This window comes from Sabulicella glaciei (assembly GCF_026183895.1).
Classification (GTDB): Bacteria; Pseudomonadota; Alphaproteobacteria; order Acetobacterales; family Acetobacteraceae; genus Roseococcus; species Roseococcus glaciei.
Genome location: NZ_JAPFQI010000005.1, coordinates 167,610 through 192,781, shown reverse-complemented (window position 1 = coordinate 192,781; position 25,172 = coordinate 167,610). Strand labels below are relative to the sequence as shown.

The 25,172-nt window shown below is 72.5% G+C and carries 24 protein-coding genes; 13 read left to right on the top strand and 11 right to left on the bottom strand.

All coding sequences use genetic code 11. The features are described 5' to 3' along the window. On the bottom strand, nucleotides 1–2,524 hold a 2,524-nt coding region (locus OF850_RS09860), incomplete at its 3' end, for a helicase-related protein (RefSeq protein ID WP_301589882.1). Between the two features lie 74 nt (nucleotides 2,525–2,598). Here OF850_RS09860 and OF850_RS09855 point away from each other — a divergent pair. From OF850_RS09855 to OF850_RS09825, 7 genes are all read left to right on the top strand, one after another. Then, nucleotides 2,599–3,705: an MFS transporter gene (locus tag OF850_RS09855; RefSeq protein WP_301589881.1), complete on the top strand. Its 1,107-nt coding sequence runs from the start codon at nucleotides 2,599–2,601 to the stop codon at nucleotides 3,703–3,705. Nucleotides 3,706–3,802: 97 nt separating this feature from the next. After that, nucleotides 3,803–5,323, top strand: a complete 1,521-nt coding sequence (locus tag OF850_RS09850) for a replicative DNA helicase (RefSeq protein ID WP_301589879.1) — start codon at nucleotides 3,803–3,805, stop codon at nucleotides 5,321–5,323. A gap of 1 nt (nucleotide 5,324) precedes the next feature. Continuing rightward, nucleotides 5,325–6,371: an alanine racemase gene (gene alr / locus OF850_RS09845; protein ID WP_301589878.1), complete on the top strand. Its 1,047-nt coding sequence runs from the start codon at nucleotides 5,325–5,327 to the stop codon at nucleotides 6,369–6,371. Continuing rightward, complete coding sequence (locus OF850_RS09840; protein ID WP_301589877.1) at nucleotides 6,368–7,150, top strand: MlaE family ABC transporter permease; 783 nt, start codon at nucleotides 6,368–6,370, stop codon at nucleotides 7,148–7,150. The genes alr and OF850_RS09840 overlap by 4 nt, the downstream gene beginning before the upstream one ends. Beyond that, nucleotides 7,147–7,920, top strand: a complete 774-nt coding sequence (locus tag OF850_RS09835; protein WP_301589876.1) for an ABC transporter ATP-binding protein — start codon at nucleotides 7,147–7,149, stop codon at nucleotides 7,918–7,920. Before OF850_RS09840 ends, OF850_RS09835 begins: the two co-directional genes overlap by 4 nt. A gap of 236 nt (nucleotides 7,921–8,156) precedes the next feature. Then, nucleotides 8,157–8,789: a YciI family protein gene (locus tag OF850_RS09830; RefSeq protein ID WP_301589875.1), complete on the top strand. Its 633-nt coding sequence runs from the start codon at nucleotides 8,157–8,159 to the stop codon at nucleotides 8,787–8,789. After that, entirely contained in the window at nucleotides 8,786–9,619 is an 834-nt protein-coding gene (locus OF850_RS09825; RefSeq protein WP_301589874.1) for a DMT family transporter, read from the top strand. Before OF850_RS09830 ends, OF850_RS09825 begins: the two co-directional genes overlap by 4 nt. A gap of 9 nt (nucleotides 9,620–9,628) precedes the next feature. Here OF850_RS09825 and OF850_RS09820 read toward each other — a convergent pair whose 3' ends face one another. Continuing rightward, complete coding sequence (locus tag OF850_RS09820) at nucleotides 9,629–10,432, bottom strand: FkbM family methyltransferase (protein ID WP_301589873.1); 804 nt, start codon at nucleotides 10,430–10,432, stop codon at nucleotides 9,629–9,631. Between the two features lie 116 nt (nucleotides 10,433–10,548). On the opposite strand from OF850_RS09820, the gene OF850_RS09815 reads away from it, so the two are divergent. Both OF850_RS09815 and OF850_RS09810 read left to right on the top strand, forming a co-directional pair. Beyond that, nucleotides 10,549–11,823: an erythromycin esterase family protein gene (locus tag OF850_RS09815; protein ID WP_301589871.1), complete on the top strand. Its 1,275-nt coding sequence runs from the start codon at nucleotides 10,549–10,551 to the stop codon at nucleotides 11,821–11,823. A 110-nt stretch (nucleotides 11,824–11,933) separates the two neighbouring features. After that, complete coding sequence (locus tag OF850_RS09810; protein ID WP_301589869.1) at nucleotides 11,934–12,311, top strand: SPW repeat domain-containing protein; 378 nt, start codon at nucleotides 11,934–11,936, stop codon at nucleotides 12,309–12,311. Between the two features lie 12 nt (nucleotides 12,312–12,323). On the opposite strand, the gene OF850_RS09805 is transcribed toward OF850_RS09810, so the two are convergent. Genes OF850_RS09805 through gloB form a run of 5 tightly spaced genes read right to left on the bottom strand, consistent with a single transcriptional unit; the run spans nucleotide 12,324 to nucleotide 15,779 of the window. Continuing rightward, the gene (locus OF850_RS09805; protein ID WP_301589868.1) at nucleotides 12,324–13,292 is read right to left on the bottom strand and encodes a Bug family tripartite tricarboxylate transporter substrate binding protein; all 969 of its coding nucleotides are present in this window, start codon (nucleotides 13,290–13,292) and stop codon (nucleotides 12,324–12,326) included. A 57-nt stretch (nucleotides 13,293–13,349) separates the two neighbouring features. Then, a complete protein-coding gene (locus OF850_RS09800; RefSeq protein WP_301589867.1) occupies nucleotides 13,350–13,955 on the bottom strand; it encodes a class I SAM-dependent methyltransferase in 606 nt (201 codons plus the stop codon). After that, nucleotides 13,952–14,440 carry a cupin domain-containing protein gene (locus OF850_RS09795; RefSeq protein WP_302474261.1) on the bottom strand — a complete coding sequence of 163 codons (489 nt, stop codon included), beginning with the start codon at nucleotides 14,438–14,440 and terminating at the stop codon, nucleotides 13,952–13,954. Before OF850_RS09795 ends, OF850_RS09800 begins: the two co-directional genes overlap by 4 nt. Further along, complete coding sequence (locus OF850_RS09790) at nucleotides 14,437–15,030, bottom strand: glutathione S-transferase N-terminal domain-containing protein (protein ID WP_301589865.1); 594 nt, start codon at nucleotides 15,028–15,030, stop codon at nucleotides 14,437–14,439. Before OF850_RS09790 ends, OF850_RS09795 begins: the two co-directional genes overlap by 4 nt. A 23-nt stretch (nucleotides 15,031–15,053) precedes the next feature. Next, nucleotides 15,054–15,779, bottom strand: a complete 726-nt coding sequence (gene gloB, locus OF850_RS09785; protein WP_301589864.1) for a hydroxyacylglutathione hydrolase — start codon at nucleotides 15,777–15,779, stop codon at nucleotides 15,054–15,056. Between the two features lie 35 nt (nucleotides 15,780–15,814). Between gloB and OF850_RS09780 the strand changes: the two genes are divergently transcribed. Next, nucleotides 15,815–16,582, top strand: a complete 768-nt coding sequence (locus tag OF850_RS09780; RefSeq protein WP_301589863.1) for a class I SAM-dependent methyltransferase — start codon at nucleotides 15,815–15,817, stop codon at nucleotides 16,580–16,582. Here OF850_RS09780 and OF850_RS09775 read toward each other — a convergent pair. The 4 genes from OF850_RS09775 to OF850_RS09760 form a co-directional block, all read right to left on the bottom strand. Further along, on the bottom strand, nucleotides 16,506–17,108 hold the full coding sequence (locus OF850_RS09775) for a hypothetical protein (RefSeq protein ID WP_301589862.1): 603 nt from the start codon (nucleotides 17,106–17,108) through the stop codon (nucleotides 16,506–16,508). The two genes, OF850_RS09780 and OF850_RS09775, sit on opposite strands and share 77 nt — an antisense overlap. Before the next feature lie 67 nt (nucleotides 17,109–17,175). After that, nucleotides 17,176–17,655 carry a dUTP diphosphatase gene (gene dut / locus OF850_RS09770; protein ID WP_301589861.1) on the bottom strand — a complete coding sequence of 160 codons (480 nt, stop codon included), beginning with the start codon at nucleotides 17,653–17,655 and terminating at the stop codon, nucleotides 17,176–17,178. Then, entirely contained in the window at nucleotides 17,652–18,833 is a 1,182-nt protein-coding gene (gene coaBC / locus OF850_RS09765) for a bifunctional phosphopantothenoylcysteine decarboxylase/phosphopantothenate--cysteine ligase CoaBC (RefSeq protein ID WP_301589860.1), read from the bottom strand. The genes dut and coaBC overlap by 4 nt, the downstream gene beginning before the upstream one ends. Before the next feature lie 40 nt (nucleotides 18,834–18,873). After that, nucleotides 18,874–19,623 (bottom strand): SDR family oxidoreductase, encoded by a 750-nt coding sequence (locus tag OF850_RS09760; protein ID WP_301589859.1) that lies wholly within the window; start codon nucleotides 19,621–19,623, stop codon nucleotides 18,874–18,876. Nucleotides 19,624–19,677: 54 nt separating this feature from the next. Between OF850_RS09760 and OF850_RS09755 the strand changes: the two genes are divergently transcribed. The 3 genes from OF850_RS09755 to OF850_RS09745 are packed head-to-tail and all read left to right on the top strand — an operon-like array spanning nucleotide 19,678 to nucleotide 25,113. Continuing rightward, nucleotides 19,678–20,817 carry an efflux RND transporter periplasmic adaptor subunit gene (locus OF850_RS09755; RefSeq protein WP_301589858.1) on the top strand — a complete coding sequence of 380 codons (1,140 nt, stop codon included), beginning with the start codon at nucleotides 19,678–19,680 and terminating at the stop codon, nucleotides 20,815–20,817. A 4-nt stretch (nucleotides 20,818–20,821) separates the two neighbouring features. Next, nucleotides 20,822–23,947 (top strand): efflux RND transporter permease subunit, encoded by a 3,126-nt coding sequence (locus tag OF850_RS09750; RefSeq protein ID WP_301589857.1) that lies wholly within the window; start codon nucleotides 20,822–20,824, stop codon nucleotides 23,945–23,947. Further along, on the top strand, nucleotides 23,944–25,113 hold the full coding sequence (locus tag OF850_RS09745) for a TolC family protein (protein ID WP_301589856.1): 1,170 nt from the start codon (nucleotides 23,944–23,946) through the stop codon (nucleotides 25,111–25,113). The genes OF850_RS09750 and OF850_RS09745 overlap by 4 nt, the downstream gene beginning before the upstream one ends. The last annotated feature ends 59 nt before the right edge of the window (nucleotides 25,114–25,172 follow it).

The window sequence follows — 25,172 nt, the reverse complement described above, 5'->3', positions numbered from 1 at the left end:
CGGCGCCTTCCGCCGCCGGGGCGCGGCGCTCGTCGCGGCGCGGCGGGCGACGATTCTCCTCGCGGCGCGGCGGGCGCTGCCCGGGGCGCGGCCCGCGATCCGGGCGCGCCCAGGCCACCATGACCGGCGGCAGCGGCCCGTGCATCTCTTCCGGCAGCGGGTCCGGCGCGATGAGGCGGAAGCCGAGACCGGCCAGCACCTCGCCCAGCAACTCGCCACGAATGCCGAACTTGCCCAGGGTTTCCGGCGGCAGCGGCGCGGGCGCCTTGCGCGTCAGGTAGCCGAGCTCGCCCGCCACGCGCTCCGCCACGTCGAGGCGCACGAAGATCGGCCCGGCCTTTACCCAGCCGATGATCTCCGCGAAGCCCTCGGGCCAGGACAGGGCCAGCACCCCATCGGCGGGAATGGAAACGAGGCCCGGCGCCGGCAAGGGCGGCGTCGGGATGTCGTGGCTCAGCGCCCAGAGCTGCGCGCGCATCCCCATCGGGCGCGGCTTCAGCACCTCCGGCACGTAGAGGGCGAAGCGCCCGGCGCGGATGCCGATGCCCTTCAGCTTCGCCTTCAGCTCGTTGTTGATGGCATTGCGCGTGTCGCCGGGCTTCAGCCCCAGCGTTTCGCGCAGCTGGTAGGCGGGGCCGCGCAGCGTGTTGTCCTCGGCCGCCTTGGCCTCCACCCCCGCCACGGCGGCGAGGTCCTTGCCCAGCGCTCCCTCGATGAAGGCGGCGAGCTTGGCGCGGATGCGCTCCTTCTGCGCGCTGTCGAGGAACTCGCTGTCGCGCACCTCGATCACCGGCTTGCCCGGCTCGCTGCCCATCTTGAGCCGCGCCACCTCGGCGCCGTCCCACAGGAGGCGGTGCTCGGGGCTCAGCGTGAAGGCTTCGGGCTTGGCCACCTCCAGCGCGGCGACGCGTCGCGGCATTTCCATCGCGAGCGCGCGGCGCGCGGCGCGCAGCACCAGCTTGCGCTCCTCCTCGCCGCCCTCGCCGGCGTCGGGGGTGAACTGGAACCCCTCCACCTTGCCGACATTGTGCCCCTCCACCACCACCTCGCCGGAGCGGGTGACGGCGGACAGCACCTCGTCCTGCGTGTCGTCCAGGCGGCGGATCAGGTGGGCGGCGCGGCGGTCCACGAAGCGCGCGGTCAGGCGCTCGTGCAGCGCGTCGCTCACCGCGTCCTCGGCGGCGCGCGCGGCGTCCTGCAGGCTGGCCGCATCCTTCACCCAGTCGGCGCGCGCGGCGATGTAGGCCCAGGAACGGATATGGGCGAGACGCGCCATCAGCGTGTCGAGGTCGCCCTCGATGTTGTGGCAGCCGGCGATCTGGCCGCGGATCCAGTCCTCCGGCAGCGCGCGGTTGTCGCACAGCTCCTCGAAGATGCGGGCGCAGAGGCGGGTGTGGCTGTCATCCGCCAGCTTGCGGAAGTCGGGCACCTGGCACGCCTCCCACAGCAGGGCGACGCGGGCGCGGGAATTGGCGCGCTCGCGGATCGCAGGTTCGCGCGCCAGGGCGGCGAGGACGATGTGGTCCGTCGCGTCGTTGCCCTTGGTCAGCCCGGGCTGCGGCGGCGGCGTGGAGAGGCTGTCCAGCAGCGCGTCCACGGAGGAGAAGTCGAGGTCGCTGTTGCGCCAGACCAGCGCCTGCAGCGGCTCGAAATGGTGGTTCTCGATCTTGTTGACCATCTCGTCCGGCAAGGGCGGGCATTCGCCCGTGGTGCCGAAGGTGCCGTCGCGCATGCCGCGCCCGGCGCGACCGGCGATCTGCGCCGCTTCCTGCGCCGTCAGCGGGCGCGGGCGGTTGCCGTCGAACTTGGTGAGCGAGGCGAAGGCCACATGGTCCACGTCCATGTTGAGCCCCATGCCGATCGCGTCGGTGGCGACCAGGAAATCCACCTCGCGGTCCTGGTACATCTTCACCTGGGCGTTGCGGGTGCGCGGCGACAGGCGGCCCATCACCACGGCGCAGCCGCCGCGGCGGCGGCGGATCGCCTCCGCGATCGCATAGACCTCGCCCGCGCTGAAGGCGACGACGGCGGAGCGCGCGGGCAGCCGCGTCAGCTTGGCCGGGCCGGCATGGGAAAGCTGGGACAGGCGCGGCCGCGTCTCCACTTCCACCTGCGGCACGAGGCGCTGCAGGAGCGGGCGGATCGTTTCCGCGCCCATGAACATCGTCTCGACCAGCCCGCGTGCGTGCAGCAGCCGGTCGGTGAAGATGTGCCCGCGATCCGGGTCGGCGCAGAGCTGGATCTCGTCCACCGCCAGGAACTCGACGCGGCGGTCGAGCGGCATGGCTTCCACCGTGCAGGCGAAATACTTGGCCTCGGGCGGGACGATCTTCTCCTCGCCGGTGATCAGGGCGACGTTCTTCTCGCCCTTCTGCGCCACCATGCGGTCGTAGTTCTCCCGCGCCAGCAGGCGCAGCGGAAAGCCGATGATGCCGGAGGAATGCGCGAGCATCCGCTCCAGCGCCAGGTGAGTCTTGCCGGTGTTGGTGGGGCCGAGGATGGCTTTCACGCGCGCGTCGAACATGCTTGATCCGGGAGAGAAGCCGGGTGGTTATGCACCCATCCCCGCGCAATGCAATCTTCCCACCCGTGTGAGACGTGAGCCAGGCCCGACCCTTCGCCCTCGCCTTTGCTGCGCAGTTCCTGGGATTCGGCGCCGCCCTGCCCTTCCTGCCCGCCATCCTGGCGGCGGGCGGGCTGACCCCTGGCGAGGTGGGGACGGTGCTGGCCGCGGGCTCCGTCATCCGCCTGCTTTCCGCGCCGCTGCTCGGGCAATGGGCGGACCGGACCGGGGATGTGCGGCGCGTTCTCTTCGCCGCCGCGCTGGTGGCGGGACTGGCCGCTTTGGGCTTCGGTCTGCTGGCGGGCTTCGCGCTTCTGCTCGCCGTGCAGCTTCTCCATGCAGCCGCCGCCGCGCCGGTGATGCCGCTGACCGATGCGCTGGCGCTGCGCGCGGGCGGCTTCGATTATGCGCGGGTGCGGGCGGTGGGTTCCGTCGCCTTCATCGCCGGCGCGGTGCTGGCCGGGTTCCTCGCCGACGCCACCGGGCCGCGCGCCACCGCCTTCCTGCTCGCGGGCGGGATGTTCGCCACCGCGCTGGCGGCGCCGCGCCTGCCGCGCCCGCCGCCGCGCCCGCCCGGCGAGGCGCAGTCCGGCCCGCTCTGGGCGCCGTGGCGAGAGGCGGGGTTCCGCCGTCTCCTGCCGCTTTCCGCTGCGGTGCAGGGGTCGCATGCCGTGCTCTACGGCTTTTCGGCCATCCACTGGCAGGCTTCGGGCCTGTCGCCGGGACAGGTCGGGCTGCTCTGGGCGGTGGGGGTGGTGGCGGAGATCCTGCTTTTCCTGAAGGGGGGCGCGCTGACCGCCATGCTGGGCAAGCGCGGCCTCGCCCTGCTGGCGGCGGGGGCGGGAGTGGTCCGGTGGGGCGCCACGGCGGTGGTCACGGATTTCTGGGTGCTGCTGCCGCTCCAGGCGCTGCACGGCCTCACCTTCGGCGCCATGCACCTCGCGGCCATGCGGGCGCTGCTGGAGCTTCCCGCCCCCCTCGCGGCGCGGGCGCAGACCCTGCACGTGGCCGGGGTGGGCGCGGCCATGGGGAGCCTCACCTTCGCGGGGGGCTGGCTTTACGCGGGGGTCGGCGGCCTCGCCTTCTGGGCCATGGCCGCGCTGTGCGTCCTGGCCTTGCCGCTGGCCGCGCGGCTGCGCTGAGGGGCGTGGCGCGGGGGACACAAGGCGGTTCATCCCCGTGTTCCACAGGCCACGCTCGGTGACTTCGGCGCCCCCGCCGCGCTAGGGTGGCAGGCTCATGAACACCATCCACCCGCCCTCCTTGGACGAGGATCGCGGCCTTCTCGGCCTCGGCACCCGCCTTCCCCCGGCCAATCTCCAGGCCGAGCAGGCGCTGCTCGGCGCGCTGCTCGCCAACAACAAGGCCTATGAGCGGGTCAGCGAGTTCCTGGAGGCGGAGCATTTCGCCGACGCCATCCATGGCCGCATCTACACGGCCATCCGCCGGCGGGTGGAGAACGGCCAGCTGGCCGACGCGGTGACGCTGCGCCACGAGTTCGAGCACACGGGCGACCTGGCCGAGGTCGGCGGCCCCGCCTACCTGTCGCAGCTGCTCACCGCCATGGTCGGCATCGTCAATGCCGGCGAATACGGCAAGCTGATCCACGACCACTGGCTGCGCCGCCAGCTGATCGACCTGGGCGAGACGGTGGTGAACCGCGCCTTTGGCGCCGAGCCGGAGCTCGAAGGCAAGGACCAGATCGAGGCGGCGGAGCAGGCGCTGTTCAACCTCGCCACCGAGAAGGCGAGCGAGGGCGGCGCCATCTCCTTCGAGAAGGCGCTGACCCGCGCGGTGGAGGTGGCGGCCGCGGCGCTGGAGCGCGGCGGCGGCGTGTCCGGTCTGCCTTCCGGCCTGCGCGACATGGACGCCAAGCTGGGCGGGCTGCACGACAGCGACCTGCTGATCCTGGCGGGGCGTCCCGGCATGGGAAAGACCGCGCTCGCCACCAAGGTCGCCTTCGGCGCGGCGCAGTTCCTGCTGCGCGACACGGAGGAGCAGAAGGGACCGAACGCCGTCCCGCCCGCCGTCGCCATCTTCTCGCTCGAAATGAGCGCGGACCAGCTGGCCAACCGCCTCCTCTCCGAAAGCAGCCGCATCCAGGGCGACCGCATCCGGCGCGGCGAGATCAGCCAGCGCGAGTTCGACAACTTCGTCGCCGTGTCGCGCGAGTTGTCGCGCCTGCCCATCCTGATCGACGACACGCCGGCCATCACGCTGTCGGCGCTGCGCACGCGCTGCCGTCGCATCCAGCGCACGCGCGGCCTGAAGTTCATCGTGGTGGACTACCTCCAGCTCATGCGCCCCGCCGTGGGCACGCGGCCGGAATCGCGCGTGCTGGAGATCAGCATGATCACCCAGGGGCTGAAGGCCATCGCCAAGGAGCTGCACATCCCCGTCATGGCGCTGTCCCAGCTGTCCCGTGCGGTGGAGCAGCGCGAGGACAAGCGGCCGCAGCTGTCCGACCTTCGCGAATCCGGCTCGATCGAGCAGGACGCCGACTGCGTGATGTTCGTCTATCGCGACGAGTACTACCTGAAGGCGCGCGAGCCGAAGATCACCAACTTCACCGATGACGGGAAGTACCACGAGGCCATGGAACGCTGGCAGCAGGACATGGAGCGCGCCCACAACAAGGCCGACCTGATCATCGCCAAGCAGCGCCACGGCCCCACCGGCACCATCCCCCTGTTCTTCGAGGCGGAGTTCACCCGCTTCGGCGACCTGGACACGCACCACGCGCCCGAATACGCGGAGTGACATGTCCACCGGCCGGCTGACCATCGACCTCGGCGCGGTCGCGCGCAACTGGCGCCGGCTGCGCGAGATCCATGGCGGGGCGGTGGCTGCGGTGGTGAAGGCCGATGCCTACGGGCTGGGGGCGGCGCGCGTCGCCCCCGCCCTGGCCGCCGCCGGCTGCCGCCACTTCTTCGTCGCGACGCCCGCCGAGGGGGACGCGCTGCGCGAGGCCCTGGGCGAGGGGCCGACCGTCGCCGTGCTGAACGGGTTCGCCGGCACGCAGCGCGAGGAGCATCCGGGCACCATCCCCGTGCTGAACAGCCTCGCGGACCTCGCCGCGCATGAGGGCGAGGCGATCCTCCATCTCGACACTGGCATGAGCCGCCTCGGCCTGCCCCCCGCCGAGCTGGACACGCTGGTCGCCGAGCCGCACCGCCTCGACCGCGTGCGGCTGCGCTACGTCATGACCCACCTCACCGTGGCGGAGGAGCCGGACCACCCGCTGAACGCGCTCCAGGCGGAGCGTTTCGAGGCGGCCTGCGCCCGCCTTCCACCCCTTCCCCGCTCCCTTGCCAATTCCTCCGGGATCTTTCTCGGCCCGCGCTTCCGCAGCGACCTCGCCCGGCCCGGCGCCGCCCTTTACGGGCTGAACCCGACCCCTGGGCAGCCCAACCCGATGGAGAACGTGATCCGCCTCGCCCTGCCCATCCTGCAGATCCGCGAGGTCGGGCCCGGCGAGACGGTGGGCTACGGCGCCGCCTGGCGCGCCACGGCGCCTTCGCGCATCGCCACCGTGGCGGGCGGCTATGCGGACGGCATCCCGCGCGCCTGGGAGGGCGGGGGCAAGGGCCTCCTGCATGGGAAGGTGGCGAGGCTGGCGGGCCGGGTCTCCATGGACCTAATGACCTTCGACGTCTCCGCCATCCCGGAGGCCCGCCCGGGCGACCTCGTGGAGGTGATCGGGACGGAGGGGGATGCGGACGCCATGGCCGCCGCCGCCGGCACGATCGGCTACGAGATCCTGACCCGGCTGGGCCGCCGCTTCCAGCGGGGCTATGTGGGCGCATGACCGCCGCGCTGGATCTCGTCGCCCTGCTCGGGCGCACCGTGTTGGGGCTGCTGCGCGCCCTCGGCCAAGTGTCGCTCTTCGCCGCCGAGGCGCTGTCGCACCTCGTGCGGCCGCCTTTCTTCCTGCGCCAGTTCGCGCGCCATTTCGTGGAGATCGCCTATTTCTCCCTGCCCGTGGTCGCGCTCACCGCGCTGTTCACCGGCATGGTGCTGGCGCTGCAATCCTATGTCGGCTTCGCGCGCTTCAACGCCGAGAGCGCCATCGCCTCCGTCGTCGTGCTGAGCGTGACGCGCGAGCTGGGCCCCGTGCTGGCCGGGCTGATGGTGGCCGGGCGCATCGGCGCCGCCATGGCGGCCGAGATCGGCACCATGCGCGTCACCGACCAGATCGACGCGCTGACCACGCTTTCCACCGACCCGATGAAGTACCTGGTCGCGCCCCGGCTGCTGGCCGGGACGCTCGCGCTGCCGCTGCTGGTGCTGATCGCGGATATCCTGGGCGTGATGGGCGGGTTCCTGGTCGGCGTGCTCAAGCTCGGCTTCGTGCCGCAGACCTTCCTGTCCAATGCCTGGGACATCCTGCAGCCGATGGACGTCATCTCCGGCCTGGTGAAGGCGGCGGTGTTCGGCTTCGTGATCGCGCTGATGGGGTGCTGGTGCGGCTATGCCTCGCGCGGGGGCGCGCAGGGCGTAGGACAGGCGACGACGCGCGCCGTGGTCGCCGCCTCCATCCTCATCCTCGCCTTCGACTACCTGCTGACGGCGGCCTTCTTCTCGTGAGCGCGACCCCTCGCATCCGCCTGCGCGGGCTGCGCAAGGCGTTCGGCGCGAAGCAGGTGCTGGACGGCGTGGACCTCGACGTCGTGGCCGGCCATTCCACCGTGGTGCTGGGCGGCTCCGGCTCCGGCAAGTCGGTGACGATCAAGTGCATCCTTGGCCTGCTTTCCCCAGACGAGGGCCTGATCGAGGTGGACGGGCAGGACGTCACGCGCATGTCGCGCGCCGAGCGCGCCGCACTGCTCGACCGCACGGGGATGCTGTTCCAGAACGGTGCGCTGTTCGACAGCCTGCCCGTCTGGGAGAACGTGTGCTTCAAGCTGCTGGCGCAGAAGCGCGTCACGCGCGCCCAGGCGCGCGACGTGGCGGCCGAGGCGCTGGCGCAGGTGGGTCTCGCCGCCACGGTCGGCGAGCTGTCCCCGGCGGAGCTGTCGGGCGGGATGCAGAAGCGCGTGGCCCTGGCCCGCGCCATCGCCGCGCGCCCCGACATCATCTTCTTCGATGAGCCCACCACGGGACTGGACCCCATCATGGGCGCGGTGATCGACGGGCTGATCGTCGATTGCGTGCGGCGCCTGGGCGCCACCGCGCTGTCCATCACCCACGACATGGCGAGCGCGCGGCGCATCGGCGACACGGCGGCGATGATCCACAAGGGCCGCATCGTCTGGAGCGGCCCCGCCGAGACGCTGGGCCACACCGGCAACGCCATGGTGGACCAGTTCGCCAATGGCGAGCGCGAGGGGCCGATCCAGATGGAATTGCGGCGCTAAGCGCTTCCCCACGAAAACGCTTCGCATTTTCGCGGGGGGCCCGGATTGGGCGCCGATCTTGCCGGCTTCGCTCCGTCCCGCGCGGTCATTGCCTCTTCACAGGAAGGGCGGTCGGGCAGAGTATCCGGCCGCGACTGCGGCCGGTGCGCCCAGGGGCAACCACGAAACAGGCGCAATCTGGGCGGCGCGCAAGCCAAGCCGCCGGAGGCGGCGCCCGGCGCTTGAGGGCAGGAAACATGGGCCACGTCATCCTGGGCTGGGACGGCACCGATGCGGAGGCGCCCGCGCGCCGCGCCGCCGTGCGCGACCGGCACCTTTCCGTCATCACGCGCTGGGTGGAGGACGGACGCCTCAGCCTCGCCGTGCCGCTCTTCGAGGCGGGCGGCCGCGCGCTCGGCTCCGTGATGATCCTGGGCGATGCGGACGAGGTGGAGGCGCGCGAATACCTGCTGGAGGAGCCCTTCGCGCGCGACGGCGTGTGGCTCTCCTACCAGATGCGCCCCTTCCGCATCGCGCCCTTGCCCTACCAACCCTTGCCGAGCGGGCCGATGCCCTCCTCCTTCACCCATGTCGTCTCGATCGTGGAGGACCAGCCGGATTCCGCCGAGCGCCGCGCCCGCGCCCGCGGTCCGCATCTGGAGCGCGTGCGCCGCTTCGCCGCCGACGGCACGCTGGCGCTGGGCGGCGCGCTGCTCGACGCCAAGGGGCAGATGGTCGGCTCGGTCACCGTCACCCGCCACCCGACGGTGGAAGAGGCGGAGTCGTTCTGGGCCGAGGACCCCTACGTCACCGAAGGCGTCTGGGGCGAGGCGCGCCGCTTCCCGACCCGCTTCGCCCCGCTGCCCTACAAGGCGCTGCCGACGGAATGAGCGCGACCCTGCTCGGCGTCGGGGCGCTGGCGCTCTGGGCCTTTCTCGGCCTGCTGACGCGCCTCGCCGCCGGGCTGCCGCCGCTGCAGGTGACGGCGCTGTCCTTTGCCGTGGCCGCCGCCCTGTCGCTGACGCTGGTGGCGGCGCGCGGGCGGATCGGCACGTTGCGCGTCGGGCTGGTGGCGTGGCTGCACGGGGTGGGCGGGCTGTTCGGCTACCACGCGCTCTACTTCGCCGCCCTGGCCTTTGCGCCGCCGGTCGAGGCCAACCTGCTGAACTATCTCTGGCCGCTGCTGATCGTGCTGCTTTCCGCGCCCATCCTGGGCCTGCCGCTGGGCCGGTGGCGGCTGGGCGGGGTCGCGCTGGGCTTCGCGGGCTGCGCGGTGCTGCTGGGCGGCGGGGCGCGCTTCGACCCTTCGGCGTGGTTCGGCTTCCTGTGCGCCCTGGGCTGCGCCGTGGTCTGGGCCACCTATTCGGTAACCGCGAAGCGCCTCGCCGCGGTGCCGACCGATGCGGTGGCCGGGTTCTGTGCCGGGGCGGCGGCGCTGGCGCTGCTCGCGCATCTCGTCTTCGAGGAATGGGTGACGCCGGGCGCCGCACAATCGCTTGCCGTGCTGCTGCTGGGCATCGGCCCGGTGGGCGCGGCCTTCTTCCTGTGGGATGCGGGGATGAAGCGCGGCGACCCGCGCCTGCTCGGCACGCTGGCCTATGCGGTGCCGGTGGCCTCCACGGCGCTGCTGGTGCTCGCCACGGGCGGCGAGTGGTCCTGGCGCCTCCTGCTCGCCCTGGCCCTGGTGGCCGGGGGCGGGGCGCTCGCCGCGCGAGCGTGACCACCGGGCCTAGGGCCGGGCAAGCACCACGATCGCGCGGCTGGACTTGCGGGGGTGGTAGAACAGCCCTTCCTCCGCGAAGCGCGCGAAGACCCGTCCGACCCCGTCGAGCCCGATTACGTCCGGGTGCACCTCCAGGATCGCCTCGCGCACGCCCGACAGGTCGACGCCGTCGAACACGGTGAGCTCGCCGCCCTCGATGTCCACGATGAGCAGGGAAGGCCTCACCTCGGCGAAGAGATCGCGCAGGGCACGGGCGGGCAGGCGGACCTCCTCCGTGTCGGGCTGCGGGGTCATGGAGCAGCGCCAGAAATCCGCGTGCATATAGAAGGGGACGGTGCCGTTCTCCTGCGCCACCACCGCGTTGACGAGCTCGACCGGCACGTCGTTGATCGCGTGGTTGCGCCGCGCCACCTCGATGAGCTTCGGATTGGCCTCCACCGCCACGACGCGTTCGATGCCGGGCCGCTGGGCCACGAAGGAGGAGATGAAGCCGATCCCCGCCCCCAGCTCGAGGACGCGGTCGCCCGGCCGGGTCGCGCCGGCGATGGCGTCCAGCTCCTCGGTCTCGTAGCGGCCCTCGCAAAGGTAACGCCAGATTTCGGGGGTCAGGACGGCGCGCGGCACCTCCAGCGGGACGCCGCGCATGACGAAGCGATAGCGGGCGTCGGGGGCGGCGTCCCGCGGGAAGCGGAAGCGCATCCGGCGCCGCCAGTGACGGCGCACGAGGTGCAGCACCGTGTCCCGGCCAGCCAGCAAGGCCCGCCTTGCGCGGGTGGACCAGGGGGGAAGGGAGCGGTGCGGGGCCATCATGCGCGAGGACCATGCCGCAGAACTCATGACGCGACCAGAAGGAGCCCGGCCCGCGCGCCCGGCCGAACCACGCCCCCGCTTCGGACGTTTCTCGCGCTCGAAGGAGCGAGGCCGCCATGGCGAACGAAGCGGAGATCCGGCGCGTCCTGACGGGAGAGGCCGAAGCCCTGCCGCGCATCGGCCCCGACCTCGCCGCCGCCTTCGACCGCTTCGCCGATGCGCGGGTCGTGCTGCTGGGCGAGGCGACGCACGGCACGCATGAATTCTACGCCGCCCGCGCCGCCATCACCCGCCGCCTGGTGGAGCGTCACGGCTTTTCCGTGGTGGCGGTGGAGGCGGACTGGCCCGATGCCGCCGTGCTCGACCGATGGGTGCGCAATCGCGGTTCCGGCGCATCGGTGCGCCCGCCCTTTTCCCGCTTTCCCCTGTGGATGTGGCGCAACGAGGAGACACGCGACTTCGCGCGATGGCTGCGCGCCCACAACGACGCGCTGCCGCCCGGGCGGCGCGTCGCCTTCCGGGGCCTCGACATCTACTCCCTCGGCAGCTCCATCGAAGCGGTGCTCGAGCATCTCGACGAGCATGACCCGGAGGAGGCGCGGGCGGCGCGGCGCCGCTATGGCTGCCTGACGCCGTGGCAGGCGGAGCCAGCGGATTACGGCCGCGCCGTGCTGTTCGGCGACCGCCATGGCTGCGAGGATGCGGCCGTCGCCCAACTGCAATCCCTGCTGGAAGCGGGCCTGGGAGGCGAGGATTGGCTGTTCGACACCACGCAGAATGCCCGCGTGGTGCGTTCGGCGGAGCAGTATTACCGGCTGATGTTCCGCAGCGGCACGGAAAGCTGGAACCTGCGCGACCGGCACATGTTCGACACGCTGCGCGCTGCGCTGGACCACGCCGGGCCCGACGCCAAGGCCGTGGTCTGGGCGCATAACAGCCACATCGGCAATGCCGCCGCCACCGCGATGGGCTGGCAGGGCGAGTTCAACATCGGCGAGCTGTGCCGCACCGCCTTCGGCACGGATGCGGCGCTGATCGGATTCGCGACCGACACCGGCAGCGTGGCCGCCGCGCATGACTGGGACGGCCCGATGGAGGAAATGGCGCTGCGCCCGGCCCTGCCCGGCTCGCACGAGGCGCGCCTGCGCGAGGCGCTGCCCGAGCGTGCCCTGCTGGATCTGCGCGGCCCCGCCCTGCGCGACGCCCTGGCCGAACCAGCGCTGGAGCGGGCCGTTGGCGTGGTCTATCGCCCCGCGACGGAGCGGCGGAGCCATTATTTCGAGGCGGTACTGCCCGAGCAGTTCGACGCGCTGGTCTGGTTCGCCCAGACCCGCGCCGTCACGCCCCTCCCACCCCCGGCGGAGGAAGAGGCGACGCCGCTCGGCGCGTGACCGGGATAAATGAAGCACAATTCATGGAAATCGGACCTGACGCGGAACAATCCGCGCAACCCGGGCGTTCGACGGGGACACGACAGAAACCCCTGTCGAGGAGTCGCATCATGCGCGTCATCTCCACCCGCACGCACGGCGTGCTGGATTACCTCACCGGCCTCCTCCTGATCGCGGCGCCTTACATCTTCGGTTTCGCCGACGGGACGGCGGCGCAATACGTGCCGCAGATCCTCGGCGTGCTGCTGCTCGGCGCCTCGCTCCTGACCGATTACGAACTCGGCGTGATGCGGATGATCCCCATGTCGGTCCACCTGACGATGGACATCGCCATGGGCGTGCTGCTCGCAGCCTCGCCCTGGCTCTTCGGCTTCGCGGACCGAGTCTTCTGGCCGCACCTGCTGATCGGCCTGTGCGAGATCGCGGCCGGGTTCATGACCCGGACCACGCCCGACACGGTTGCGGACGCGACGCTCCGCAACCGCTGAGCCGCGACCCGGTCAGTCGAGCCGGATTCCCACCTGCTCGATCACCGGGCGCCAGCGCGCCGTTTCCTCGGCGATCATGCGGGCCATCGTCTCGCGGTCGTTGTAGCCGATGATGATCGCCTGGTTGCGGAAGGTCTCCTGCACGCCGGGATCCTGCAGCGAGGCGCGGATTGCCTCCTGCAGCACCTGCTTGATCGGCTCCGGCGTGCCGGCGCGGATCACGAAGCCCTGCCAGCCCGGCACGACCAGATCGGGCATTCCCTGCTCCCGCGCCGTCGGCACGTCGGGCATCATCGGGTGGCGCTGCGGCGTCAGGATCGCCAGCGCCCGCACCCGGCCGCTATCCACCTGCGCCTTGGCGAGGTTGATGCCATCGATCATCAGCTGCACGCGGCCGCCCAGCATGTCCTGCAGCGCGGGCGCGGAGCCGCGATAGGGCACGTGCACCACGTTCACCCCCGCCTGCCGCACGAACAGCTCGAAGGCGAGGTGGGTGATGGAGCCCGGCCCACCCGAGCCGAAGTTGAGCTGCCCCGGGCGCTGCTTCGCCAGGGCGATGAACTCCTGCAGGTTGCGCGCCGGAAGGTCCGCCGGGACCATGACGAACAGCCCGCCCACCGTCGCCGTGGCGAGCGGCGCGAGGTCGCGCGCCGGGTCGAAGGGCAGGGAGCGGTAGAGCAGCGGGTTGACCGCGATCACCGAGTTGTTGACGTGGCCGAAGGTGTAGCCGTCCGGCGCCGATTTCGCGACCGCGTCCAGGCCGAGGTTGCCGTTGGCGCCGCCCCGGTTCTCCACCGCCACGGGCTGGCCCAGGATCTCGCCCATGCGCTGCGCGATGGGGCGCGACACGAGGTCGGAGCCGCCGCCCGGCGGGAAGCCCACGACAAGGCGGATGGGCCGGCTGGGGAAGCCCGCGACCTGCGCGAGGGCGGGCGTGGCGAGCAGCGGCGCGGCCAGCAGGGCGCGGCGGGGCAGGGACATGGGCTTCCTTCCGGAGTGTTGTCTTTGGTGGAAGCTTCGGCGCAACGCGCCCGCCCATCAAGCCACCCGCCACACGCCGCGCAGCACCTCCGCCTCGCCCTGGTGCTTCGGGCCTTCGTCCAGTTTCACCGTGCCCTCGGTGCATTCCAGCAGCGTCAGCGCGCCAAAGGCGTCCTCCGCCGCAGCGCGGGTCCAGAGCAGGGCCGGCTCGCGCGGGCCGCCCGAGCGGCGACCGGATTGCGCGGGCGAGAAGCCCTCCAGCACGAGCAGCCCGCCCGGCCGCAGCGCCCGCACCGTGCCGGCCGCCACCGCGGCGCGGTCCTCCGGCGGCAGGTGCAGGAAGATCCAGGCGATCACGTCGAAGCGCGCTTCCGGCCAGTCCCAGCGCGCGAGGTCGGCCACCGCCGTCCGCAACGGGACGCCGCGCGCCCGCGCCAGTTCCGCCGCGCGCGCGACGGCGACGGGCGACCAGTCCACGGACAGCGTGTCGAGGCCACACCCGGCCAGGAACGTGCCGTTGCGCCCCTCGCCATCGCCCAGCGCCAGGGCCTCGCCCCGCGCGGGGAAGCGCCAGGATTGCGCACGCAGGTAGTCGTTGGGCCGGTCGCCGAACAGCCATTCCCCGGCGCCGTAGCGCTCGTCCCAGGCCAGCGAGGTGCTCATCGCGCGAAGCGGCGGTCGTGGAACGCCACGCCGCCGCGCGGCTGCGGTTCCCAGCCCGGCGGCGCCATCTCGAAGCCGTCGAAGGAAAAGGCGGGCGTGACGGTGCAGGCCACCAGCGCCCAGCCATCGAGCGGCCGCGCCGCCTGCCACACGCCCTTCGGCACCACGGCGAGGAGGCGCTGCCCGCGCGCCAGATCGGGGCCGAGATGGACCGCCTCCATGTCGTGCCCATCGGGCGAAAGCAGCAGCGAAAGCGCGCCGCCACCCTGCCACAGCCACGCCTCGGCCGCGTCCACCCGGTGCCAGTGCGAGCATTCGCCGGGGGCGAGCAGGTAGTGGATCGCCGTTCCCGCGCCGCGCGCGCCATCCGCGGGCGCGTCGCGCCACACCTCGCGGAAATGCCCGCCTTCCGGATGCGGTGCGAGGCCGAGCGCCTCGATCACCGCATGGTGGTCCAGCCCGGGATCGGCGAGGTTCACGCTCAGCCCTTCGGCATGGTTTCCGCGAAGGGCTTCAGCTGCACGGTCTTCTCGTACCACGCCGCCAGCTTGGGGTGCGCCTTGCGCCAGCCCTCGTCCGGGAAGCGGAAGTCGAGATAGCCCAGCGCGCAGACCGCGCCGACCGAGCCGATGGTGAGCGGCGTGTTCGGGTCCTCCGCCTCCAGCGCCGCGAGGCCGCGCTCGACGGCGGCCTTGGCGCGGCCGACGAGGCGCTTGCGGCCCTCATCCGCCTGGTCGAAGGCCTGCTGGCCGCGCCGGAACACGGCCGCGTCCATCATGCCGTCGGCGATGGCGGCGACGCGCAGCGCCTTCCAGCGCGGCGTGCCGTGGTCGGGGATCAGCTTGTCGTTGGTCCCGATGCTGTCCAGGTACTCGCAGATCAGCGGGCTGTCCGGCAGGGCGACACCGTCATCGGTGACGAGGCAGGGCACCTTGCTGAGCGGGTTGTCGCGCAGCAGCTCCTCGGGGCTTTCGTGCGGGTTGGTCGCCACCCGCTCCAGCTCGATGCCGTGATGGATGGCGACGGCGTTGACCTTGCGGACGAAGGGCGAGGCGGCGCTGTTGTAGAGCTTCATGCGGGACGTTTCCTTGTCGTTGGTCAGCGGAAATTGTCCTTGCCCGTCCGCAGCCGGGCCAGCTCGGCCACGTCGCGCGCGCGCAGGAACGGGTTCGCGGCCTTTTCCAGGCCGAGCGTCGTCGGGATCGTCGGCTCGCCCCGGTCGCGCTGCGCCTGCGCCACGGCGGCATAGTCGCGCAGCGCCGCGTTGTCCGGGTCCACGGAAAGCGCGTAGCGGATGTTGGAGAGCGTGTATTCGTGGCCGCAGAAGACGCGCGTGTCGTCGGGCAGGGGCGCGAAGCGCTGGAGGGAATGGAACATCTCCTCCGCCGAGCCTTCCAGCAGCCGCCCGCAGCCGATGGCGAAGAGCGTGTCGCCCGGAAACAGCGCCTTGCCGGAGGCGAAGTGGAAGGCGATGTGCCCGCGCGTGTGGCCCGGGCTGTCCAGCACCACTGCCTCGCTCTCGCCCAGGCGGAACGTGTCGCCGGGCTTGAGGGCGAGGTCCAGCTTCGGCAGGCGCGACGCATCGGCCGCGTTGCCGGCCACCTTCGCGCCCGTCGCCGCCTGCACCTCGGGGATGCCGGCGATGTGGTCGCCGTGATGGTGGGTGATGAGCAGCCAGTCCAGCCGCCCGCCGCGCGCCTTCACCCGCTCCAGCACGGGCCCGGCGACGGCGGCGTCCACCACGGCGGTCGCGCCGGTCGCCTCGTCGCGCAGGAACCAGGCATAGTTGTCTTCCAGCAGCGGGATGGATTCCACATGCAGCATGGCGCGCGCCTCCTGTCCCGCCCTATATCCCGCGCATGAACGCCGAGGTCCATGGGCTGCGCGAGTTTCACCTGTCGCCGCTGGGAAGGCTGGCCGCGCGCCTGGTCGGCCAGCGCCTCGCCGCGCTGTGGCCCGATGCGGGGCGGCGCGAGGTGGCGGGGCTGGGCTTCGCCGCCCCCTTCCTCCATGCTATGCCGCCCGGCCCGGGGCGGCGGATCCTGTTGACCCCATCCACCCTGGCCGACCGCCTGGGCGCCGTGGTGGCCGAAACCGCCCTGCCCCTGCCCGATCGCTGCCTGGACGGCATCGTCCTTGCTCATGCGCTGGAAGCCTGCCCGGCGCCGCGCCACCTACTGCGCGAATGCTGGCGCGTCCTGCGCGACGATGGCCGCCTTCTGGTGGTCGCCCCGAATCGCCTCGGCCCCTGGGCGCTGTTTGAGCATACGCCCTTCGGCCAGGGTCGGCCCTTTTCGCACGGGCAGGTGTCGCGGCTGCTGGAAGCGCAGATGTTCCGGGTGGAGCGGCGCGACGGCGCCCTGTTCCACCCGCCCTTCCCCTGGCCCTGGGCGCTGCGCGGCGCTTCCCTCTCGGAGGCGATGGGACGGCGCTGCCTGTCGCGCTTCGCCGGGGTGCTGGTGCTGGAAGCGGAGAAGGACCTTTTCGCCGCCATGCCCGCCGGCGCGGTGAGCCTGCGCCGGCGGGTGGTGATGCCCATGCGGGCGGCGGTCAGGTCCGTGGCAGCGGGGAAGCGTTCTCCTGCTCCGCCAGCAGGCGCAGTTGCTCCGCGCGTTCTCCTTCGATGAAGGATACCTCCAAGTCGCAGGCCGTGGGCGCGCTGCGGCTACGCTCCGGGCATGCCGCGCGGGCGGCGGCAACGCGCGCTTCCGTCGTCTGATCGATCTCGCGCCTCCGGGTGGCGAACCAAGCCTCCCGTGATTCCGCCGTCCCGAACTGGCCGGGCGGCAGGGTAAGGGCGACGTTGGCCGGATACGTGCTGATCGCGCCGGAGGCGGCGTCCACAGCAACGCCGATCAGTCCGCCGATCAGGAGGTTGCCCATCGTCATGGGCTGGAACCCGGCCGGGGCCGTGGCGACAGCGGTCTGAAAGCCCTGGCGCTCGCAGCGTACAGCGAGGTCGCGGGAGGAACGGCTGATCGTCACCGTGCCCGGCGTCGGGTTCACCACGGCGATGGCCGAGCCGTCGCGGCTGACCGTGCAGGTGGCCCCGGCTGGCTCGGTGGTGACAGCAATGGTGGCGGTGGTTCCCTGCGTCACCGTGGCGCAGGCAGTCGTCAGGAACAGGCCGAGAAGGGCCAGCGCGCGAAGCATGATATTTCCTTCCTCAATCGCGGGATCGTTGCCCGCATTGGAAGGTTTAACAAAACTTGCGACAATGTCACCCTTTGTTGAGGGAGTTTGCGACATTTCCGGCCGCATGGCCCGTGGAGCCGAACCCCCCTTCCCCCCGCGCCGTCTCGTCCAGGCCCGCCACCTCCTCCCACGCCGCCCGCACCACCGGCGCGAAGACTGCCTGGGCCACACGGTCGCCGCGCGCCACCGCGAAGGGTTCGGTCCCGGAATTGAACAGGATCACCCCCACCTCGCCGCGGTAATCCTCATCCACCGTGCCGGGCGTGTTGAGCACCGAAACCCCGTGCCGCAGCGCGAGGCCGGAGCGCGGCCGCACCTGCATCTCGAAGCCCGGCGGCAGGGCGATGCGCAGCCCGGTCGGCACCAGGGCCCGCCCGCCCGGCGGCACCACGCAGGGCGCGGCGGCGAGCAGGTCCATCCCGGCGGCGCCAGAAGTCGCATAGGTGGGCAGGGGCAGCCCCTCGGCGGAAGGCAGGCGCGCGACGCGCACGATGAGGGCGCTCACGCCAGCGCCTCCGCGACGCGCTGGGCAAGACGGGCGGCCACCTCCTGCTTCGGCATGCGCGGCCAGTCCTCCACGCCCGCCGCGGAGACGAGGTGGACGGCGTTCTCCGTGCCGCCCATCACGTCGCCCGACACGTCATTCGCCACGATCCAGTCGCAGCCCTTGCGCGCCAGCTTGGCCTGCGCGTGCTCCACCACGCGTTCCGTTTCCGCCGCGAAGCCGACCACGAGGCGCGGCCGCCGCCCGTGGGCGGAGAGCGTGGCGAGGATGTCGGGATTCAGCGCCATCTCCAGCACGGGCGCGCCCGCGCCCGGCTCCTTCTTCAGCTTCTGGCCCGCCTCGCGCGCCACGCGCCAATCGGCGACGGCGGCGGCGCAGATCGCGCCATCGGCCGGCAGAGCGGCCTCGCAGGCTTGCAGCATCTCGCGCGCCGTTTCGACGCGCACCACCTGCACGCCGGCCGGGTCGGGCACGGCGACCGGCCCGCTCACCAGCGTGACGCGCGCGCCCAGCCGCGCCAGGGCGGCGGCGATGGCATGGCCCTGCCGGCCGGAGGAGCGGTTGGCGATGTAGCGCACCGGGTCGATCGGCTCGTGCGTCGGCCCTGAGGTGACCAGCACGTGCCGCCCGCGCAACGGGCCCTCGGCCAGCGCGTCGCGCACGGCGTCGCGCATCGCCTCCGGCTCCACTAGCCGTCCGGGCCCGGATTCCGGCTCGGCCATCGCGCCCACATCCGGGCCGATAAAGCCGACCCCGCGCGCGCGCAGCAGCGCCACGTTGGCCCGCGTCGCCGGATGTTCCCACATGGCCGGGTTCATGGCCGGCGCCACCAGCACCGGGGCGCGCGTCGCCAGCAGCACGCAACCCGCGAGGTCGCCCGCCAACCCACCCGCCATGGCGGCAAGGCGCGAGGCGCTGGCTGGCGCCACCACCACCAGATCGGCCCAGCGCGCGAGGCGGATATGCCCGATCTCCGCCTCGGCGGCCCAAAGATCGTCGAAGACCGGTTCCGCCGTCAGCGCGGCCAGCGATTCGCGGGTGACGAAGCGCGCGCCGCCTGCGGTGAGGATCGCGCGCACCGTCGCCCCCTCCTCGCGCAGGAGACGGGCCAGCATCAGCGCCTTGAAGGCGGCGACGCTGCCCGACACGACGAGGAGGATGCGGCGGCCTTGGAGCATGGGGGAATCCTAGCCCCGGTTCCGGCGCGGCGGAACTTCCCTAGCCCTTGTGGACGCGCAGCGGTCCGAAGGACTGGCTCACGGGCATCACCTGCAGGAGGTTCACGTTGACCCGTGCCGGGCGCGTCGCCACCCATTCCACCGCCTCGGCGATGTCCTCCGGCGTCAGCGCCTCCGTGCCCTCATAGATCGCGGCGGCGCGCGCGTTGTCACCATGAAAGCGCACGCTGGAGAACTCCGTGCCGCCAACGAGGCCCGGCTCGATGTCGGTCACGCGCACCTTCGTTCCCCAAAGGTCGGCGCGCAGGTTGAGCGAGAACTGCCGCACGAAGGCCTTGGTGCCGCCATAGGCGTTGCCACCCGGATAGGCGTAGTCGCCCGCGGTGGAGCCGATGTTCACGACATGCCCGCGGTCGCGCGCCACCATGCCGGGCAGCACGGCGCGGGTGACGTACATCAGCCCCTTGATGTTGGTGTCCACCATCGCGTCCCAATCGTCGAGGTCCGCCTCCTGCGCCGGGGCGAGGCCGAGGGCGAGGCCCGCATTGTTCACGCAGATGTCGATTGCCGCCCATTCCTCCGGCAGCCCTTCGATGGCGGCGCCCACCGCCGCGCGGTCGCGCACGTCCAGCACCAGCGGCAGCAGCCGGTCCGCGCCCAACTCTTCGCGCAGCGCCTCCAGCCGGTCCTGCCGCCGCCCCGCGGCAATGACGCGGTCGCCGCGCGCGGCGAAGCGCCGTGCGACGTGGAGGCCGAAGCCGGCCGTGGCGCCGGTGACAAGCACGATCATGCAACGATCTCCATTCAGCGTGGGTCAAGCTTCACACACTTATTGCGCCGCACCATGCCGTTGGAAAGCTTCCCCTCCACACCTTTCACCCGGGTGTGCCGCGCCGCCCTTCTGCTGCTCAGCCTCGCCAGCCCCGTCCACGCCCAGCAGGCCACCTTCGAGGTGGCATTGCGCCTCGATGACCGGCAGATCCGCTCGGCCGGGATCGAGCTGGCGCGCGTCGAGCGGGAAACCGGCTCCGCCGAGGTGTCGCTGCCGGGCCAGGTGGTGGTGCCGCCCAGCCAGCTGCGCGTGGTCGCCGCCCCGGCAGCGGGGTTGATCGAGACGCTGCTGGTCGCGCCCGACGAGCGCGTGCGCGCCGGCCAGCCCGTCGCCCGGCTGCGCTCCACCGAGCTGGTGGAGGCACAGCGCCTGTTCCTGGAAGCCGCGACCCGCGCCGAGCTGGCTTCGGAGAAGCAGCGCCGCGACGAGCAGCTCTTCCGCGAGCGCGTCATCGCCGAGCGCCGCCTCATCATCACCCGCGCCGAGGCACGCGCTGCCGCCGCCGCGCTGGACGAACGCACCCAGATGCTCAGTCTGCTCGGCATGGCGGAAACCGAGGTGGCGGAGCTGCGCCAGGGGCGCCGCATTCGCCAGGCGCTGACCGTCACCAGCCCGATGGACGGGGTGGTGATCGGCCGCGCCGCCACGGCGGGTGAGCGCGTGGCGCAGGCGGCGCCGCTGCTCTCCATCGCGCAGCTGGAGCCGCTCTGGATCAACATCCAGGTGCCGATCGCACGCATCTCGGCGCTGTCCGTGGAGTCGCCGATCTCCGTGCCGGCGCATGGCGCGTCCGGCGTCGTCCTGCGCCTGGGCCGCACCGCCGACGCGGCGACGCAGAGCGTGCAGGCCACGGCGCTGGTCAACCATGGCGCCGAGGCGCTGCGCCCGGGCCAGGCGGTCACCGTCGCGCTGGAAACGCGGCGGGCCGGCGAGTCGCAATGGCGCGTCCCGGCGGGCGCGGTGGTGCGCCACCGCGAGCGCTCCTGGGTCTTCGTTCGCACCGAGTCGGGCTTCGCCGCCCGGCCGGTGCAGGTGGTGGGCGAAACGGCGCAGGTCACCTCGCTGCGCGGCCCGCTGCAGCCCAGCGACCAAGTGGCGACGCGCGGTATGCTCGCCCTGCTCGCCGAGCTGGCCGAAGCGGACCAGAGCTGAGCCCATGCTCGCACGCCTCGTGGACACGGCGCTGCGCCAGCGCCTGCTGGTGATCGTCGCCGCCCTGGCCCTCGCGGCCTGGGGCTTCCTCTCCTACCGCGCCCTACCCATCGACGCTTTTCCCGACGTGTCGCCGACGCAGGTGCTGGTTTCCATGCGCGCCCCCGGCCTGACGCCGGAGGAGCTGGAGCGCCGCGTCACCCAGCCCGTCGAGCTGTCCATGCGCGGCATCCCCAACCTCGTTTCCATGCGCTCGACCACGCGCTTCTCCGTCTCGCTCATGACCTTCGAGTTCGCGGCGGGCACGGACATCTTCTGGGCCCGCGCCCAGGTGGGCGAAAGGCTGAACGAGATCGACGACCAGCTGCCCGACGGGGTGGATGGCGGGCTGGCGCCCATCGTCACCCCGCTCGGCGAGATGCTGATGTTCACGCTGGAAGGGCCGGACCTCAGCCCGCGCGACGCGCGCACCCTGCTGGACTGGGTGGTCCGGCCGCAGTTGCGCGCGGTGCCAGGCGTGGCCGACGTGAACGCGCTGGGCGGCTATGTCCGCACCTATGAGGTGGTGCCCGATCCCATCGCCATGGCCTCGCGCGGCATCACCACGCGCATGCTGGAGGAGGCAATCGAGCGCAACAACCGCAACGACGGTGCCGGCCGCATCCGCGACGGCGAGGAGGCGCTGCTGGTCCGCGCCGAAGGCCGCATCCGCTCGCTGGAGGAGGTGCGCTCCATCGTCCTCGTCGCACGCGAGGCAGGGGTGGTGCGCGTCTCCGACGTCGCGGATGTGCGCTTCGGCGGGCTGCCGCGCAACGGCGTCGTCACCCGCGACGGCGAGGCGGAGGCGGTGTGGGGCCTCGTGCTCGGCCTGCGCGGCGCGAATGCGCGCGAGGTGGTGGAGGGGGTGAAGTCCCGCATCCCGGCCATCGAGCGCCAGCTTCCCGAAGGCGTGCGCTTCGTCCTGTTCTATGACCGCGCGGAGCTGATCGGCGAGGCGGTCTGGACCGTGCAGAAGGTGCTGCTGGAGGCGATCGCGCTGGTGGTCGTCCTGCTGCTGCTGTTTCTCGGCAACTGGCGCGCCGCGCTGGTGGTCTCCCTCTCCCTGCCGCTCGCCGTGCTGGGAACCTTCGGCGTGATGAAGTGGCAAGGACTTTCGGCCAACATCATGTCGCTGGGCGGCATGGCCATCGCCATCGGCCTCCTGGTGGATTGCGCGGTGGTGGTGGTGGAGAACGCGGCGCACCGCTTCCACGCCGCGCCGACGGGGCTGACCATGGCGCAGCGCGTGCGGCTGGTGGGCGAGGCGACGCGCGAGGTGGCGGTGCCGCTCGTCTCGGGCGTCGTCATCATCGTCGGCGTCTTCGTGCCGCTCCTGTCGCTGCAGGGGCTGGAGGGGCGGCTCTTCTCGCCCGTCGCCCTCACCATCGCCTTCGCCCTGCTCGTCGCGCTGACCCTGTCGCTGACCGTGGTGCCGGTGATGTGCGCCCTCTTGCTGAAGGGCGGCCATGCGCGGGAGCCCTGGCTGGTCCGTCGCCTCCACGCCGTCTACGACCCCTTCCTGGAATGGGCGATGCGTCGCCCCCTCGTCATCGGCGGCGCGGCGTTGGCCGGGTTGGTCGCGGCCTTTCTGGCCTTCGGGCAGATCGGCTCCATCTTCATCCCGGCGATGGACGAGGGCACGCCCGTCATCACCGTGCGCAAGCACCCGACCATCGGCGTGGACGAGACGGCCGAGGTGGACTTGCGCATCGCGCGCGAGATCCGCGCCCAGGTGCCGGAGGTGCAGGGCATCATGGCCCGCGCCGGCGCGGACGAGCTAGGCATCGATCCGGTCGGGCTGAACGACACCGACATGTTCCTGCAGATGGCGCCGCGCGATTCCTGGCGCGAGGAAGCGCGGCGTGGCGGCATGCCCTGGGTGATGGACCGCGTGCGCGATGTGATGGATGCCATCCCGGGCGTCACCTACTCCTTCGCGCAGCCCATCGACATGCGCGTGCAGGAGATGATCATCGGCGCGCGCGGCGACGTGGTGGTGAAGGTCTTCGGCCCCGAGATCCCGGAGCTGAACCGCATCGCGCGCGAGATCGAGGCCGCCCTGCGCGGCACGCCCGGCTCCGCCGACGTCTTCGCCCTGCGCAACGAGGGGATGAAGTACCTCACGATCCGCGTGGACCGCACCGCCGCCGGACGCGTCGGCCTGAACGCAGGCGAGGTGCAGGAAGCGCTGCGCGTCTGGGTGGACGGCGTGCGCGTCGGCGAGGTGCTGGAAGGCGAGCGCCGCATCCCCGTGCTGCTGCGCGGCGAGGCGGGGCTGCGCCGCTCGGCCGGTGACCTCGCGCGCGTGCCCATCGCCCTGCCCGGCGGCGGCACGGTGCTGCTGTCCCAGGTCGCGGAGATCCGTGAGGAGGAGGGGGCGGTGCAGGTGGTGCGCGAGCAGGCGCAGCGCATGGCGACCGTGCTGGCCAATGTGCGCGGGCGCGACGTGGGCGGCTTCGTGGCCGAGGCGCAGCGCGTGGTGGGCGAGCGCGTCGGCATCCCGCCCGGCTACGAGGTCGCCTGGGGCGGTCAGTTCGAGAACCAGAGCCGCGCCCAGGCCCGGCTGACCGTGGTGGTGCCCCTGGCGATGGCGGGCATCTTCCTGCTGCTCTACCTCACCTTCAACAGCCTGCGCCAGGCGACGCTGGTCTTCTGCAACGTGCCCTTCGCGCTGATCGGCGGCGTCGTGGCGCTGTGGCTGTCCGGCGAGTTCCTGTCGGTGCCCGCCTCCGTCGGCTTCCTGTGCCTGATGGGCATCGCGGTGCTGAACGGCGTCGTGCTCATCTCCTACGTGAACCGGCTGATCGCCGAGGACGGGCTCGACCTGTCGCAGGCGGTGCGGGAGGGGGCGAAGCGGCGCATGACGCCGGTGACGCTCACCGCCTCCATCGCCGCGCTGGCGCTGGTGCCCTTCCTGTTCGCCACCGGGCCGGGCTCGGAGATCCAGCGGCCGCTGGCGGTGGTCGTCATCGGCGGCCTCGTCACCGCGACGGTGCTGACCCTGGTGCTCCTGCCCATCCTCTACGAGCGCTTCGCCCTGCCACGCGCCGCGCGACAGCCCGAAGCCATCGAAGGGAAGCCCGCCGAATGACGCGCCTCCTGCTGCTGCTCCTGCTCCTCCTGCCCGGGGTCGCCCGGGCGCAGCTTTCCACCCATGTGGACGCCGCCATGGCGCTCGACGCGGGCGCCCGCGCCATCGCCGCCCAGCGCGAGGTGGCGGCGGCGCGCTCGGCCACGGTGCGGTCGCTGACGCCGCTGCCGCCGGCCGTGTCCGGCTCCTTCCGGTCCGACACGCGCGGCCCGCGCGAGGTGCGGGAGCTGGACGCCGAGCTTGCCCTGCCGATCTGGCTGCCCGGCCAGCGCCAGGCCCTCGCCGGCTCGGTCGCGACCAGCGTGGCGGAGCAGGAACGCCGCCTCGCCCTGCGGCGGCTGGAGGTGGCCGGGGCGCTGCGCGACGCGTGGTGGAACGCGGCCGAGGCGGGACGCGCCGTGCAGCTGGCGCGGGAGCGGCTGACCACCGCCCGCGCCATCGCCAATGACGTGTCGCGCCGGGCCCGCCTGGGCGACATCCCGCCCGGCGAGGCGCTGCTGGCCCGCAACGAGACCCTGGCCGCCGAGCTCGCCCTGTCCCAGGCCCAGGCCGAGCAGGAACAAGCCCGCGCCCTGTATCGCGTCGCGACGGGCGGGCTGGACCCGACGCTGCCGCCCGAGCGCGTCCTCCCGCCCGCCCGGCCGCATCCCCTCCTCGCCGCCGCCGAGGCGGTGCTGCAAACGGCTTCCGCCCAAGCGCGCTACGTCGCCGCCACCCCGCGCGACAACCCGGAGGTGGGGATCTTCGCCCGGCAGGAGGGCGGCACCGGCACGAACGAGGGCACCTCGCTCGGCCTGCGCTTCCGCCTGCCCCTGGCGACGGAGGGCCGCAACGCCCCCCGCCGCGCCCAGGCCCAGGGCGAGGTGACGCGCGCGGCGGCGGAACTCGAGCAGTCGCGCCGGCAGGTGGCCGCCGCCGCCAGCCGCGCCGAGGCGGCGCTGCGCGCGGCGGAGGCCAATCTCCGCATCGCCCGCCAGCGCCTCGCCGTGGCGCGGGAGCAGGAGGCGATCGCCCTCAACGCCTTCCGCGGCGGCGAGACCGGCACGTTCGACCTGTTCCGCGTGCGCCAGCTTCGGCTGGAAGCGGCGAATGACGAGGGCCGCGCGGCGGTGGAGGCGAACCGCGCCCGGTCGCGGCTGAACCAGGCGCGGGGGGTCGTGCCCTAGGACGGGCATGGCGGGTTTCTCTTGACCTGAACCCCGCCCGACCCAAGACTCCCTGTGCA

Coding starts and splice junctions, on each gene's coding strand:
- OF850_RS09820 (WP_301589873.1), bottom strand. CDS start 10,432: ATGATGGCCCCGCACCGCTCCCTTCCCCCCTGGTCCACCCGCGCAAGG.
- OF850_RS09815 (WP_301589871.1), top strand. CDS start 10,549: ATGGCGAACGAAGCGGAGATCCGGCGCGTCCTGACGGGAGAGGCCGAA.
- OF850_RS09780 (WP_301589863.1), top strand. CDS start 15,815: ATGAACGCCGAGGTCCATGGGCTGCGCGAGTTTCACCTGTCGCCGCTG.
- OF850_RS09775 (WP_301589862.1), bottom strand. CDS start 17,108: ATGCTTCGCGCGCTGGCCCTTCTCGGCCTGTTCCTGACGACTGCCTGC.
- OF850_RS09805 (WP_301589868.1), bottom strand. CDS start 13,292: ATGTCCCTGCCCCGCCGCGCCCTGCTGGCCGCGCCGCTGCTCGCCACG.
- OF850_RS09755 (WP_301589858.1), top strand. CDS start 19,678: ATGCCGTTGGAAAGCTTCCCCTCCACACCTTTCACCCGGGTGTGCCGC.
- OF850_RS09825 (WP_301589874.1), top strand. CDS start 8,786: ATGAGCGCGACCCTGCTCGGCGTCGGGGCGCTGGCGCTCTGGGCCTTT.
- OF850_RS09810 (WP_301589869.1), top strand. CDS start 11,934: ATGCGCGTCATCTCCACCCGCACGCACGGCGTGCTGGATTACCTCACC.
- OF850_RS09760 (WP_301589859.1), bottom strand. CDS start 19,623: ATGATCGTGCTTGTCACCGGCGCCACGGCCGGCTTCGGCCTCCACGTC.
- alr (WP_301589878.1), top strand. CDS start 5,325: ATGTCCACCGGCCGGCTGACCATCGACCTCGGCGCGGTCGCGCGCAAC.
- OF850_RS09750 (WP_301589857.1), top strand. CDS start 20,822: ATGCTCGCACGCCTCGTGGACACGGCGCTGCGCCAGCGCCTGCTGGTG.
- OF850_RS09830 (WP_301589875.1), top strand. CDS start 8,157: ATGGGCCACGTCATCCTGGGCTGGGACGGCACCGATGCGGAGGCGCCC.
- coaBC (WP_301589860.1), bottom strand. CDS start 18,833: ATGCTCCAAGGCCGCCGCATCCTCCTCGTCGTGTCGGGCAGCGTCGCC.
- OF850_RS09840 (WP_301589877.1), top strand. CDS start 6,368: ATGACCGCCGCGCTGGATCTCGTCGCCCTGCTCGGGCGCACCGTGTTG.
- gloB (WP_301589864.1), bottom strand. CDS start 15,779: ATGCTGCATGTGGAATCCATCCCGCTGCTGGAAGACAACTATGCCTGG.
- OF850_RS09745 (WP_301589856.1), top strand. CDS start 23,944: ATGACGCGCCTCCTGCTGCTGCTCCTGCTCCTCCTGCCCGGGGTCGCC.
- OF850_RS09790 (WP_301589865.1), bottom strand. CDS start 15,030: ATGAAGCTCTACAACAGCGCCGCCTCGCCCTTCGTCCGCAAGGTCAAC.
- OF850_RS09850 (WP_301589879.1), top strand. CDS start 3,803: ATGAACACCATCCACCCGCCCTCCTTGGACGAGGATCGCGGCCTTCTC.
- OF850_RS09800 (WP_301589867.1), bottom strand. CDS start 13,955: ATGAGCACCTCGCTGGCCTGGGACGAGCGCTACGGCGCCGGGGAATGG.